A 13,665-nucleotide genomic window follows, 5' to 3' on the forward strand; every position below is an offset into this window, starting at 1 on the left:
TCAGGCACCAACGGCGAATGCGCCTCACAGAGCGACCAACCGTATCGGGCTGCCCTCGCTGACCTTCAGTGCCGCGCAGAGAGCGGGCGTCAGGGGCAGCGGTTGATCGGGCTGATAGTCGAGCTCGGTGACAATGGCCCGGTAGTCATGCAAGGCGTCGTTGCTCACCAGGTAACGGCCTCGGGCGTCTGTCGACGCCTGTTGCCGGACCGTGGCAATCTGGCTGCCAACGATCGAGCGAATGTTTGCGGTACGCGCGTACAACGTAGGGCCGGCGTCGAACAGGTCGATGTAGCTGTTGGTCTCGAAGCCTTCACGCTCGAGGATGTCGAACGCCTCCTGGCCGTCCGGGTGCACGCGGCCGATGCAGTCCTGCGCCGCTTGCGGCAGCATCGGTACGTATATCGGATATTGCGGCATCAGTTCGGCGAGGAACGTGCGGCTCTGCAACCCGCACAGACGCTCGGCTTCGGCGTAGGGCAGGTCGAAGAAATGCTTGCCCAGCGCATCCCAGAATGGCGAGTGGCCGTGCTCATCGCTGTAGCCGACGATCTCGGTGATCACCGCCTCGGAGAACCGCTGCGCATGGGCGGCAATGAACAGCAGGCGCGCCCGCGACAACAGTTCGGAAAACGGCGTGCGCACCAGCGTGGCGTCGATGTGGAACCCGCGCAGCAGGGTGTGCCCGCTAAGGTCATGGCACAGCGACAACGCCGGCACGCCATGCTCGATGTTCAACTCCCGCGAGGCGCTGGTGAAATGGCGATTGCGCAAGCTGTAGAACGGTTCCTTGAAGCCGGCGGTGGCAAGAATTTCCGAGCAGCCGAGCAGTTGCTGGCGTTCGAGGTCTTCCAGCACAAAGAAATAGTTCTCCGGCCCCTGCGCCGTGGCGGCGCTGTCGAACGAGGCGCGCGACCCGGCGATTTTCTCGCGCAGGTGCTCGCTGTCATCCGGCAGCGAGGTCACGCCGATCAGGCTCTCGCGGGCCAGGCGCTGTAGCTGGGGCAGATCATTCTGCTCGACTGGGCGTAAGACCAGCATGGATGTACTCCTGTATCAAAAGGTTCGGCCCGTTCGCCGAACCTGACTATCACTGTCGGTTTCCACGCGTTAAATCGGCGGTCGCCTGATTTGTTGTCAGACGCCGCTCTTTTTCTTGTCAGCCATTGCTCGGATCGGGCAACACCGTGCTGGCGCCGAGCTTGTTGAGGAAGAACAGATAAACCAGACCCAGGGCAATCCAGATCAGGCCGAGTTTCTGCGCATCGACGCCCATGTTGTACATGATGGCCGCGACGATGATGAAGCCGATCACCGGGCAGAGCAGATGGCGCACAACCTGTCCCGACTTCTGCCGACGCCAGTAGTGGTTGATCACGGTCAGGTGCAGGAGCATGAACCCGCTCAGGGCGCCGAAGTTGATCAGCGAGGTGAGGATGTCGACCGCCTCGATGAACAGGTAGCAGATCAGCAGCGACAGCACCGCCACCAGATAGATGCTTAGGTACGGCGTGTTGTGTTTCGGATGGACCCTGGCCAGCACCTTCGGCAATTTGCCGTCGCGGGCCATGCCGAACAGCAGGCGCGACACGGCGGCCTGCGAGGTGATCGCCACGGCCACGCCCCAGGCCAGCGCTGTCGCCACTGCAGTCAGGGTTGCGAGCCAGCTGCCGGCGGCGATTTCAGCGATTTCATAGAACGCGGTGTCGGCGGATTTGAAGCCCATGCCCGCTGCCAGATCGGTGGCAATCCACGTCTGCACCACGAAAATCGTGCCCATCACCGCCAGGGTGATCAGCGCCGCTCTGCCGACGCTGCGGCCCGGGTCTTCCTTGATTTCTTCGGCAAGGGTCGAGATCGCATCGAAGCCGAGGAACGACAGCACGGCGATCGACACCGCTTGCATCAACAAGGCGAAGTTGAAGGTCTCGGGGTGATACAGCGGCGCCAGTGTCAGCTCGCCGTTGCCGCCGCCGTTGTGCAAGGCATTCCAGGCGTAGAACAGGAAGATGCCCAGTACCACCAGTTGCGCCAGCAGGAACAGGATGTTCATCCGCGCGGTAAAGGTGATGCCGCGCAGGTTGACGAACGTTGCGCTGACCAGGAATGCCAGGATGAAGCCAACCTTGGGAATATCCGGGTACAAATGGTTGAGCGCCATCGCCGCATACAGGTACAGCAGCGGCGGAATCAGCAGGTAGTCGAGCAGCATCAGCCAGCCAGCGATGAAACCGACGTGTTGATTAAGGCCGCGTTGCGCGTAGGAATACACCGAACCGGCGATCGGAAACGCCTTGGCCATGCTGCCGTAACTCAGCGCGGTGAACAGCATCGCCACCATGCCGATGATGTAGGCCAGCGGCACCATCCCGGGTGCCTCGGCGTTGACGTAGCCATACACACCGAACGGGGCGATGGGGATCATGAAAATCATCCCGTATACCACCAGATCGGTCAGCGTCAGGCTACGTTTCAACTCTTGCTTGTAGCCGAATTCTTCAATTTCCATGAAGCGCAACTCCTTGTCAGCCATCGGTCGTTTTAGTTGTTCTGTCGGTCGATCATTTACCGCGATTCTTACAGCAAAGGTGCCAGGTAGCCGGCCCAGCGCGAAACCGCTTCGGGGCTGCGCAGCAAGTCATTGCGCACTTCGATCAGTACGGCCTCGAGGCCTCGGGCATCGCCGTGCACCGGTACGGTCATGTCGCCCAGCGGATCGATTCTGTACGGCTGGTTGCCCGCGACTTTCAAAGGATGCACTTGCAGTCCGTCGAGCAGGCGCTGGGCATAGGCTTTGGCCTGGCCGAACAACACGCCGATTTCCAGTGGTCGCGGCTGGCCGTAGTACACCGGCGTAAAACTGTGAATGCCGACCACGCGCACCGCTTGGCCCTGGGTAATACGCTCGTCGATCAGCGTCTGCAAACGTGCATGAAACGGCTTGAACAGGGTCTGCCGACGATACTCGCGAGCCGCCTCATCCAGCTCGCGGTTGCCGGGAATCTGGTAGATCTCGCTTTGCACCGGGATGCTGTCCGGCGCATGGCGCGGGCGGTTGAGATCGATCAACAGCCGTGAGTAATTGGCGCTGAGCAGGGTGGCACCGAGTTGTTCCGACAACTGTTCGGCCAGTTGCAGCGCGCCGATGTCCCAGGCGATGTGTTCCCGCGCGGCGGCCTCGTCCAGGCCCAGGTTGTTCAGGGCATCGGGGATGTAACGACTGGCGTGTTCGCACACGAGGATCAACGGGTTCGTCGAGTCCTCGCGGCTCAGGTTATAGACCGGGCGGGTGAACAACCCCAGTTCGGCGGATTCAGTACAGGCGTGCATAGTGCTCACACAGGTCAGCGGGCGAGAGCTGTTCCGTCAGCGCCAGTTCCTCGGTTTTCAGGGCGTACCAAGTGTCGAGCAGCGGCTTGGGCAGCCATTCATTGAAGGCTGCACTGTCGCGCAGGCAATCCAGCGCCTGCGCCAGCGAGGCGGGCAGGGCGACAATGCCCCGGGCCTTGCGTTGCTCGTCATTGAGTGAATCGGGAATTTCATCGGTGATCGCGTTCAGCGCCAGACGCTGTTCGATGCCCAGGCGCCCGGCGATCAGCAGCGCGGCCATCGCCAGGTGTGGCGAGGCGGTGGCGTCCATGGCGCGGAATTCCAGGTTGAACTGCTGCGCGGCAGACTTGCCGCCCAGGGTCACGGTCGGGCAGATGCGCAGCGCCGCTTCACGATTCTGCTGTCCCAGGCACGCATAGGACGCGCTCCAGTGGTGCGGCTGCAAACGCTGGTACGAGAGCGGCGTCGGCGCAGTGAACGCGCAGAGCGCCGGCAAATAGTGCAGGACTCCGGCAGCCCAGTGCTGACCGATACTCGACAGGCCGTTGCTGGTGCCGGCGTCATACAGCATGGGCTGGCCGGCCAGATCGAGCAGGCTGACGTGCAGATGCACACCGTTGCACACCGCCTCGGGAGCGGTCTTCGGCGCGAAACTCAGCGCCAGGCCCATCTGCCGGGCGATTTCCCGGGTGATTTCACGCACATTGACCGCACGATCCGCCGCCGCCACGCCAAGGGTCGGGCGGCAGGTGATTTCGTATTGGTGCTTGCCGTATTCCGGCAGGAACATTTCCGGCTCGACCCCGCCGGCGCGCAGGGCGCTGAGCAGCCAGCCGGCGAATTCGGCGCCCTGACGCTGCGCTTCGAGAGAGAACGCTGCATGTTCGGCCTCGCCAGCGTGCAGGTTGAATTCATGTTCGAACGCGGCATTGACCTGCAAACCGAGCTCATCGTGATAGCGCTCGATTTCATCACGCAGCAATGTGCGTGGGCAGGCGCCCCACGCCTGGCCGTCGGTCTCGCGGATATCGGCGTGGATGAAATCCAGCGCCGGCGCGTTCGCGTCCGGGCCGTTGCCGACGGTGACGCGGCTGTTCAGATCGGGGATCAGCCGCAGGTCGCCGTACGCGCCCCACGGATTGCTCGAGGCGATGATGTCTTGTGGCGTCAGCGCGCTGTTGGCCGGGACCCAGCCGCAACCCGCTGCCTGATAGTGCTCAAGCTCGTCGGTAGGGAACGAGCGGCCACGGGTGATGCCGATCAGGTCAGTGGTCACCAGAGTGGTCATCGGCAGAGGCGTCAGGCGTGCGCTCATGGCTGCATCTCCTGCAAACGACCGAGCACGGTGTCGGTGTCGGTGATCCAGCAGTAACCCTTGATTGCATTGAGGCAGGCGTGGTGGCGTTCGGCTGTGTAAGTGGCGCAGGCGTCCTCCACCAGCGTCACCAGATAGCCCCGGTCGGCGGCATCGCGCACGGCCATGTCCACGCACTGATCGGTGACGATGCCAGCGATGATCAGATGACGGGTCTGCAAGTTGCGCAGCACGTAGTCGATGTTGGTCGAGTTGAATACCCCGGAGGAGGTCTTTGGCAGCACGATTTCGTTCTCGGCCGGGGTCAGTTCAGCAATCACCTGAGCTTGCGCGCTGCCCTTGGGCAGGTGCATGTCGGACAGCTTGTGATCCAGCGAGCGGTCGCGACCGTCGGCGGTCAGGCTTTCGATGATCGTGTGCAGCACGTTTTGCCGGGCCTGACGAAAGGCGCCAAGCAGCCGTTGCTGATTGGGCACCACCTGGCTGCGCGCACGCTGGAGGAAATACTCGGCATCCGGCCCGCTCAGGTGCGGGTCGAATTGCGGCTCGAGCCAGGCGCGCTGCATGTCCACCAGCAACAATGCGGTGTGATCGAACACAAACGGCAGGTCCCGTGGCGAGCGGTGGGGAAGGCTGAACATCCTTATTTTTCCTCCAGCAGGTGAGTCGCAAAGTCGTTGCGCAGGGCATCGATGCCTTCCAGGCGATCGGCAGGGTCGGGCACGCGCAAGGTCAGGCAGGCGATCAGCGCCTCGACCTGCGCCAGCGCCGGCACCATGGTGTCGAACGGCGACGCCGATTCCACCGGGGCGCTGATGATCAGGTCGGCCATCTCGCGCAGCGGCGAGGCGTAGACATCGGTGAACAGCACCACCCGCGCGTTGTTGTTCTTCGCCGCGGTGGCGACGCGCAGGGCTTGGGTCTGGTAGCGCCGATAGTCGAACACCAGCACCACGTCCTGGCGTTGCAGATCGTACAGACGGTCAGGCAACAGGGCGTTGTCTTCCAGGGCGAAGCAGCCGGGGCGCAGCAGGCGCAGGTGGTTAAGCAGGTAATTGGCCAGCAGGATGCTGAAACGGCCACCGAAGCAGTAGATCTGATGGCGGCTGTCGAGCAGCCATTCCACGAGGATCCGTACGTCTTCGGGTTGGGTCAGGGCTTGAGTGTCAACCAGCAAGCGATGGCTGTCGGCCAGATAATGGGCCCAGGCATCGTTCTTGTTCTGCTGCGAGCGCGGCTGCAATAGCGTGCGTGGTGAACGCAGGCGATGATCCATGTCGCTGAGCAGGGCTTCCTGGAAATCGGCGTAACCGCCAAAACCGAGCTTTTTCACCAGACGCACGATGGTCGGATCGCTGACACCCGCATGTTCGGCCAGGCGCGCCATCGGCCCCAGACCGTTGCGGGGATACTGATCGAGCAGGGCGCGGACCACTTTGCGCTCTGACGGCGTCAGATCCAGGCCGGGGTCAGTGATCAGGTCTCTGAGAGGGGGCATCCGGGCTCCTGCTGGATGGGGGTGTCGAATTCATTTCACAATCCGATAAAAGAGTATTTATGTAATGTGTGCTACATGTCTAGCGAATTTTTGTACAGGTTTGCCAGGCACCAAAAGTGTGCAAGCCGTCCGTGTAACAAGGGCTACGCCGAAGTAGCGTCGGCTTGTAGTCCTTTGCCTGTCACAGTGTCAGACATTGCCTATCCAAGGTTCAGCGGCTGGCGGGCGGGCAATCCTGAAAAATCCGGATTTACGGCACAATGGGCCGCTAACGAATTTCGAACCGTTGCTTTTGATATCTTTCGTCCGAGTACCTGCCTGTGCCAAGTAGCCGTTTGATACTGGTTTGCCATGCGCGAACCATCGCACAAAAATTGGCGCGTTTTCCTACGAACGAGCCTGTTGAAGAGTTGCCCGTGGCGTCTGACGCCATCCGGTCGCGATTCCCGGCGACGCGGCGCCTGGTATGCGGGCCGGAGCTGCGAACCCGGCAAACAGCAGAGTGGTTGGGTGCCGATGGCGAAATCGACCCGGCCCTGCGCGATTGTGACTGGGGGCGCTGGCACGGCCAGTCGATCAAGGATTTGCAAGCCCACCACGCCGACGCGTTGTCAGCCTGGCTGGCCGATCCAGACGCGGCGCCCCATGGCGGCGAATCGGTCGGCCAACTGACACTGCGGGTGGCGCAGTGGCTGGCTACAGTCGCCGCGACGCCCGGGCATGTGGTGGCAGTCACCCATCCGTTTGTCATGCGTGCTGCATTGATGCAGGTGCTGCAAGGCAACGCGTTCAATGCGATCGATGTCGAGCCGCTGTCGGTGATCGAGCTGCGCTTCAACGGCATCTGGCGTCTACGCTTGCCGGGCATGGACCTTGAAGAGGAATTCTGATGAAACAGCTGCTGGTCATCGGCATTGGCGCCGGCAATCCGGACTACATCACGATGCAGGCAGTGAAAGCGCTGAATCGGGTCGATGTGTTCTTTCTGCTGGATAAAGGCCAGAGCAAACAGACGCTGATCGATCTGCGCCGCGAGATCTGTGAGCGCTACATCACCGATCACGCTTATCGCTTTGTCGAAGCCAGCAGTCCTGAGCGCCAGCGGGGCGATGTCGACTACACGGCAAGCGTCGATGCACTGAACCGCGCCAAGCAGCAGGCCTTCGAGCGGCTGATCAATGAGGAATTGTCCGACGGTCAGTGCGGCGGTTTCCTGGTGTGGGGCGATCCGGCGTTGTACGACAGCACGCTGCGCATCCTTCAGGCGATTCAGTCATCAGGCCGCTGTGAATTTGAGTACGAAGTGATACCGGGGATTAGCAGCGTTCAGGCCCTGGCTGCGCAGCACAAGATACCGCTGAACACGATCGGCCGTTCGGTGGAAATCACCACGGGACGGCGATTGGCAGCAGGGCAGGTGAGTGAAGCGGACAGTCTGGTGGTGATGCTCGATGCCGAGGATTCGTACCAGCAGGTGACGGATCGCCAGACCGAGATTTTCTGGGGCGCTTACTTGGGCACACCGGACCAGATTCTGCTCAGCGGAAGACTGGCGGATGTCGCCGATGAGATCGAACGGGTGCGCAAAGCGGCGCGGGCGGAGCATGGGTGGATTATGGATACCTATCTGCTGCGCAAGCCTTGAATGGCTGGCGTCTGAAAAAGCGCTTTCGCGAGCAGGCTCGCTCCCACATTTGGAATGCGTCCCCCCCTGTAGGAGTGAGCCTGCTCGCGATGACGGTGGTACATCCAATACGAATTTCGGACAGGCAAAAAGAAACCCGGTACACCGCAAGGCGCACCGGGTTTTTTGTTGCCGGCCAACGGCGGATGTCGTGGATCCGCCGTCAACCTTGAACTCCGTATCAGGCGCGTTCCAGCGCCAGCGCTACACCCTGGCCGCCGCCAATGCACAAGGTCGCCAGACCTTTTTTCGCATTGCGCTTGAGCATTTCGTGCAGCAATGTCACCAGCACGCGGCAACCCGATGCGCCGATCGGGTGACCAAGAGCGATGGCGCCGCCGTTGACGTTGACCTTGTCCAGGTCCCATTGCAGGTCCTTGGCGACGGCCAGCGATTGCGCGGCGAACGCTTCGTTGGCTTCGATCAGGTCGAGCTGGTCGATGCTCCAGCCGGCTTTGTCGAGGCAGCGGCGGGTGGCGGATACCGGGCCGATGCCCATGATCGCCGGATCGACGCCCGCGTTGGCGTAGGCAGCGATTCTGGCCAGAACCGGCAGGCCCAGGGCTTTGGCTTTCTCGCCACTCATCAGAATCACGGCGGCGGCACCGTCGTTCAGCGATGAAGCGTTGCCAGCGGTGACGCTGCCGTCCTTTTTGAACGCCGGGCGCAGCTTCGCCAGGGATTCGGCGCTGGTGTCGCCGCGTGGCTGCTCGTCGATCTTGAAGGCGACCGGATCGCCCTTGCGCTGGGGAATCAGGATCGGGGTGATTTCATCGACGAAGCGCCCGGCTTCAATGGCGGCGGCAGCTTTCTGCTGGGAAGCAGCTGCGAAGGCGTCCTGCTGTTCGCGGGTGATCTGGTATTTATCGACCAGATTTTCCGCGGTGATGCCCATGTGGTAATCGTTGAACGCATCCCACAGGCCGTCGCTGATCATGGTGTCGACGATTTGCGCGTGGCCCATGCGCAGACCGGTGCGGGCGCCCGGCATGATGTAGTTGGACAGGCTCATGTTTTCCTGGCCGCCGGCAATGATCACCTCGGCGTCGCCGCAACGGATCGCCTGCGCGCCGAGATGCAGAGCTTTCAGGCCGGAACCGCAGACCTTGTTCAGGGTCATCGCCGGTACCGCGTGGGGCAGGCCGGCCTTGATCGCGGCCTGACGCGCCGGGTTCTGTCCGGCGCCGGCGGTCAACACCTGGCCCATGATCACTTCATCGACCTGCGCACCGTCCAGGCCGGTCTGCTCGAGCAACTGGCGGATCACCGCCGCGCCCAGATCGACCGCGGATACGTTGGCCAGGGAGCCCTGAAAACTGCCGATCGCGGTACGCGTGGCGGCAACAATGACGACGTCTTGCATTTTCGAATTCCTCACTCGGCAGCGAACTGCATTTCCGGTACGTGATCCGGGACGATCAGTTTACCAGCGGTTTTGGCGACGATTTCTTCAACGCTGACGCCAGGTGCGCGTTCCTTGAGGACAAAAGCGCCATTTTCGATTTCCAGATAGGCGAGGTCGGTCAGCACGCGCTTGATGCAGCCGGCGCCGGTCAGCGGCAGGCTGCATTTGGCGAGCAGCTTGGATTCACCGTCCTTGGACGCGTGGGTCATGATGACAATGATGTTGTCGGCACCGGCCACCAGGTCCATGGCGCCGCCCATGCCCTTGACCAGTTTGCCGGGGATCATCCACGAGGCAATATTGCCTTCGACGTCGACTTCGAACGCGCCGAGCACGGTCAGGTCGACATGGCCGCCGCGGATCATCGCAAAGGATTCGGCGGAGTTGAAAATCGATGCGCCGATCCGCGCGGTCACCGTTTGTTTGCCGGCGTTGATCATGTCGGCATCGATGGTTTCTTCGGTCGGAAAAGGTCCCATGCCGAGCAGGCCGTTTTCCGATTGCAGCATGACTTCCATGCCTTCGGGGATGTAGTTGGCGACCAGGGTCGGAATGCCGATACCGAGGTTGACGTAGTAGCCGTCCTGCATTTCGCGGGCGACGCGCTGAGCCATTTGTTCGCGGGTAAGTGCCATGTTGTTGTTCTCCGTAGGCCTGAATTATTTGCGGATGGTGCGTTGTTCGATGCGTTTTTCGAACGTGCCGCAAATGACCCGGTCGACGTAGATGCCCGGGGTGTGGATCTGCGTCGGGTCGAGTTCGCCGGGTTCGACGATTTCTTCGACTTCGACCACGGTGATCTTGCCGGCGGTGGCCGCCAGCGGGTTGAAGTTCTGCGCGGTGTGGCGGTAAACGACGTTGCCGAAATGGTCGGCCTTCCAGCCTTTGACGATGGCGAAGTCGCCAGTGATGGATTCTTCCATCAGGTACTTGCGACCTTTGAATTCACGCACTTCCTTGCCCTCGGCGACTGGGGTGCCGACGCCGGTGGCGGTGAAGAATGCCGGAATGCCGGCGCCGCCCGCGCGCATCTTCTCGGCGAGGGTGCCTTGCGGGGTGAGGATGACTTCGATGTCGCCCTTGAGCAGTTGCTCTTCGAACAGTTTGTTTTCGCCGACGTACGAGGCGATGACTTTGCTGATCTGGCGGTCGGTGAGCAGCACGCCAAGGCCGAATCCGTCGACGCCGCAGTTGTTGGAGACGACAGTGAGGTCGCGGGTGCCCTTGCGCTTGATCTCGGCGATCAGGTTTTCCGGAATGCCGCACAGACCGAAGCCACCGGCGATGACGGTCATGCCGTCTTCCAGTCCGGCCATCGCTTCCTCGTAGGAACTCACACGCTTGTCGAAACCTGCCATAGGCACCTCTTTTATTATTTGCGGGCGGCTGGCTAGCCGAATGACGGGAGTGTCTCTCCGTGGAATATATTTGTTAAGTTGATTTTTACGGTTGATTGATTGATAAACATCAATAATCAATGTTTAGGGGATCTCCTGTAGGAGCTGCCGAAGGCTGCGATCTTTTGCCGTTGATTTTCAAGATCAAAAGATCGCAGCCTTCGGCAGCGCCTACAGAGGGCAATCACATCACGGCTTGCAGCTTGCAGCTTGCAGCTCGCCGCTCGCAACTGGAGCAAAGCGACCATGACCATCAAACAGATTCGTGCCTTTCTCGCCGTGGCCCATAGCCTGAGTTTCGCCGTTGCATGCGAACGCCTGCACCTGTCCCAGTCGGCGTTGAGCCTGACCATCAAGGCGCTGGAGGAGGGCCTGGGCGGGCGGCTGTTCAGCCGCAATACCCGGAATGTCGCGCTGACCCCGGAAGGCGAATCCCTGCTGCCGCTGGCGCGCCGATTGATCGCCGACTGGGACAACGCTGAAGACGAGATGCGTCAGCGTTTCAGCCTGCAACGCGGGCGCGTGACGCTGGCGGCGATGCCGTCGTTTGCCGGCAATCTGCTGCCGCCGATTCTCAAGAGCTTTCGCGCGCGCTATCCGAACGTCAACGTCACGGTCAACGACGTGATCAACGAGCAAGTGCTGGAAATGGTCCGCGACCGGCAGGTGGAGCTCGGCGTGGCGTTCGCGCCGATGCAGAGTACGTCGATGACGTTCACGCCTCTGTATGTCGATCGCTTCGTCGCCGTGGTGCCAGCGGATTCAGCGCTGGCCGGCCGCGCCGACATCGATTGGCAGACCTTGCTGGAGCAACCGTTCATCACCCTGCAGCGGCCGTCGACGGTACGGGTGATGCTGGAAGAGCATTTGCACGCGCGCGGGATGAAGTTGCCGGTAGAGTTCGAGAGCCATCAATTGGCGACGGTCGGCCGCATGGTCGCCAGCGGGCTCGGGGTCAGTGCGGTGCCGGCGTTGTGTGCGGGGCAAATGCGCGAGCTGGGTGCGCATTGCCTTACCTTGAACGATTCGGTCGAGCGGGCAATCGGTGTGCTGACCGAGCCGGGCAATGAACTGTCGGCGGCGGCGCAGGCGTTGTTCGAGATTCTCAAGGCTGAAGATCTGCAGCGCCAGTTCGATCTCCCCCTCAGCCCGGAAGCGCGGGAATAGAGCGTCGAACACTGATTCAGTGTGGGAGCGAGCCTGCTCGCGAAAAACGATAACGCGGTCTAGACCTTGGCCACCCGCCACAGATACCAGGCGGCCACTGTCCGATACGGGCTCCACGCCCGGCCGATCTCGATCATCTGTTTGCGCGTCGGTTGCACGTCCAGTCCCTTCAAACGCCGGTAACCCTCACGCACACCGAAGTCATCAGCCGGCAGGATGTCCATGCGTTCCAGGCTGTAGATCAGCAGCATCTCCACGGTCCAGCGACCGACGCCGCGCAGGCTGGTCAGACGTTCGATCAGGGTTTCATCGTCCATGGCCCGCGCAGTCGGGTAATCCGGCACCACGCCATCCAGCGTTGCCTGGGCAATCCCTTGGATCGTCGCGATCTTGCTGGCTGAAAATCCGCAAGCGCGCATTCGCTCGACCTCAGTCGCCAGAATCTGTTCCGGACGCGGAAATGCCTGTCCGGGAAACAACCCCACCAGACGCCCGAGAATCGCATCGCCAGCCTTGGCGTGCAGTTGCTGATAGGCAATCGCGCGCACCAGCGACTCATACGGATCGCGCGCCGGGTGCGGCTGATGCAGGCAGGGGCCGACGGCGCGGATATGGCGCTGCCAGTCAGCGTCTATTACGGCCAGAAAGGCGCTGGCCGCGTCGTACACGTCAGTCATGCGGCCGTGAGTCGAGCGTAATCATCGAAATCCCTTCTCGCTGGATGAGTTGCATGTTTCAGAAAGCCAATTGTTGAGTCATTTGCAGCGCAGCGTTCTCCAACCGCAGCAGAAACGCCTTGCGCGGTTGCCCGCCACCATAACCGGTCAGCGAACCGTCTGCGCCGATCACTCGATGGCAGGGCACTACGATCGATAGCCGATTGTGCCCATTGGCCAGACCCACCGCACGACTGGCGCCGGGTTTGCCCAGTCCCGCGGCGATGGCGCCGTAGGTGCTGGTGTGGCCGTAGGGGATTTGCAGCAGCGCCGCCCACACCTCGCGGGCAAAAGCGCTGCCGGGCAGGTGCAACGGCACGCTGAACTGAGTGAGCCTGCCGGCAAAGTACTCCGCCAGTTGCACCTCGATCTGCTGTAAGTGCGCGTTGTGTCCCGGCGCGACGGCGTAGCCATAACGGTTCTGCAGTGCTTCGACTTCACGGGTCAGCGCCGGGCGATCAAGAAACTCCAACAGCACCAGACCACGGCGCTCGGCCATGGCGATCATTGGCCCTAGCGGCGTGGTCAGGCGGGTGAACAGCAGCGGCTCACTGTTGGCGGCGCGGCCCGGGGTAATGTGGAAGGATTTCTGAAAAGCGTCGCGAAAACCGCTGAGCGACTCGTAGCCGGAGTCGAACGCGGCGTGATCGATCGACGCGCCTTGCCTGATTCCGCCCAGGGCCATGCCGAGGCGACGGGTGCGCAGCCAGGCATGGAAAGTCATGCCGAAATGCTGTTTGAACCAGCGCCGCAGCTTCAATGGTTCGATGCCTTCAGCGAGCAATTGTGCATCGCTCCAGCGCCGTTCGGGATCGGCGTCTACCGCGTTGAGCAGGCGCTGGACCCAGTCCGGGGCGATCGCCGCGGCGTCCAGCGGTTTGCAGCGCAGGCAGGCGCGGTAACCGGCGCACAGGCATTCGTCGGCATGGGCGAAAAATTCGACGTTCTCCGGTTTCGGCTTGCGCGCCGTGCAACTGGGGCGGCAGAAGATCCCGGTGGTTTTCACCGCCGTGAAGAACACGCCTTCATAGGCAGTGTCGCGTTCGAGCATGGCGCGAACCATTTCGGCGTGGGGTGGCAGGACAGCGGCTGGTATGTTCATGGGCTGAGAGTAAATCCGCTTTGTCGATGGCTCCACCGAAAAATCGACAGT

The 13,665-nt window shown here is 61.8% G+C and carries 14 protein-coding genes; 3 read left to right on the forward strand and 11 right to left on the reverse strand.

Translation table 11 applies throughout. The annotated features are described in order from the left end of the window. Window positions 1-24 precede the first annotated feature (24 nt). The 6 genes from QRN33_RS18975 to QRN33_RS19000 all read right to left on the reverse strand — a co-directional run bounded on the left by QRN33_RS18975 (window position 25) and on the right by QRN33_RS19000 (window position 6,143). Window positions 25-1,041 (reverse strand): arginine N-succinyltransferase, encoded by a 1,017-nt coding sequence (locus tag QRN33_RS18975; RefSeq protein WP_285409542.1) that lies wholly within the window; start codon window positions 1,039-1,041, stop codon window positions 25-27. 118 nt (window positions 1,042-1,159) lie between these two features. After that, entirely contained in the window at window positions 1,160-2,509 is a 1,350-nt protein-coding gene (locus tag QRN33_RS18980; protein WP_065616997.1) for an APC family permease, read from the reverse strand. 68 nt (window positions 2,510-2,577) lie between these two features. Further along, entirely contained in the window at window positions 2,578-3,330 is a 753-nt protein-coding gene (locus QRN33_RS18985) for an N-formylglutamate amidohydrolase (protein WP_285409543.1), read from the reverse strand. Continuing rightward, window positions 3,314-4,645, reverse strand: a complete 1,332-nt coding sequence (locus QRN33_RS18990) for a type I glutamate--ammonia ligase (RefSeq protein WP_083353112.1) — start codon at window positions 4,643-4,645, stop codon at window positions 3,314-3,316. Before QRN33_RS18990 ends, QRN33_RS18985 begins: the two co-directional genes overlap by 17 nt. Continuing rightward, the gene (locus QRN33_RS18995) at window positions 4,642-5,286 is read right to left on the reverse strand and encodes a cysteine hydrolase family protein (RefSeq protein ID WP_064362024.1); all 645 of its coding nucleotides are present in this window, start codon (window positions 5,284-5,286) and stop codon (window positions 4,642-4,644) included. The genes QRN33_RS18990 and QRN33_RS18995 overlap by 4 nt, the downstream gene beginning before the upstream one ends. A 2-nt stretch (window positions 5,287-5,288) precedes the next feature. Next, complete coding sequence (locus QRN33_RS19000; protein ID WP_042609526.1) at window positions 5,289-6,143, reverse strand: MurR/RpiR family transcriptional regulator; 855 nt, start codon at window positions 6,141-6,143, stop codon at window positions 5,289-5,291. A gap of 320 nt (window positions 6,144-6,463) precedes the next feature. Here QRN33_RS19000 and QRN33_RS19005 point away from each other — a divergent pair, with 320 nt between their 5' ends. Further along, entirely contained in the window at window positions 6,464-7,033 is a 570-nt protein-coding gene (locus QRN33_RS19005) for a histidine phosphatase family protein (protein WP_285409544.1), read from the forward strand. After that, a complete protein-coding gene (cobF, locus tag QRN33_RS19010) occupies window positions 7,033-7,788 on the forward strand; it encodes a precorrin-6A synthase (deacetylating) (protein WP_285409545.1) in 756 nt (251 codons plus the stop codon). Before QRN33_RS19005 ends, cobF begins: the two co-directional genes overlap by 1 nt. A 220-nt stretch (window positions 7,789-8,008) precedes the next feature. Here cobF and QRN33_RS19015 read toward each other — a convergent pair whose 3' ends face one another. Genes QRN33_RS19015 through QRN33_RS19025 form a run of 3 tightly spaced genes read right to left on the reverse strand, consistent with a single transcriptional unit; the run spans window position 8,009 to window position 10,590 of the window. Further along, on the reverse strand, window positions 8,009-9,190 hold the full coding sequence (locus QRN33_RS19015) for an acetyl-CoA C-acetyltransferase (protein WP_285409546.1): 1,182 nt from the start codon (window positions 9,188-9,190) through the stop codon (window positions 8,009-8,011). 11 nt (window positions 9,191-9,201) lie between these two features. Beyond that, entirely contained in the window at window positions 9,202-9,867 is a 666-nt protein-coding gene (locus tag QRN33_RS19020) for a CoA transferase subunit B (protein WP_039762320.1), read from the reverse strand. 24 nt (window positions 9,868-9,891) lie between these two features. Beyond that, window positions 9,892-10,590, reverse strand: a complete 699-nt coding sequence (locus tag QRN33_RS19025) for a CoA transferase subunit A (protein WP_042609530.1) — start codon at window positions 10,588-10,590, stop codon at window positions 9,892-9,894. Between the two features lie 285 nt (window positions 10,591-10,875). Here QRN33_RS19025 and QRN33_RS19030 point away from each other — a divergent pair, with 285 nt between their 5' ends. Next, window positions 10,876-11,796: a LysR family transcriptional regulator gene (locus QRN33_RS19030; protein WP_083353107.1), complete on the forward strand. Its 921-nt coding sequence runs from the start codon at window positions 10,876-10,878 to the stop codon at window positions 11,794-11,796. Between the two features lie 59 nt (window positions 11,797-11,855). Here QRN33_RS19030 and QRN33_RS19035 read toward each other — a convergent pair whose 3' ends face one another. Both QRN33_RS19035 and QRN33_RS19040 read right to left on the reverse strand, forming a co-directional pair. Continuing rightward, window positions 11,856-12,473: a DNA-3-methyladenine glycosylase family protein gene (locus tag QRN33_RS19035; RefSeq protein WP_285409547.1), complete on the reverse strand. Its 618-nt coding sequence runs from the start codon at window positions 12,471-12,473 to the stop codon at window positions 11,856-11,858. A gap of 58 nt (window positions 12,474-12,531) precedes the next feature. Beyond that, entirely contained in the window at window positions 12,532-13,614 is a 1,083-nt protein-coding gene (locus QRN33_RS19040) for a bifunctional transcriptional activator/DNA repair enzyme AdaA (protein ID WP_042609533.1), read from the reverse strand. Between the last annotated feature and the right edge of the window lie 51 nt (window positions 13,615-13,665).

Origin of the sequence: Pseudomonas sp. FR229a (assembly GCF_030209115.1) — a bacterium.
GTDB lineage: Bacteria > Pseudomonadota > Gammaproteobacteria > Pseudomonadales > Pseudomonadaceae > Aquipseudomonas > Aquipseudomonas moraviensis_A.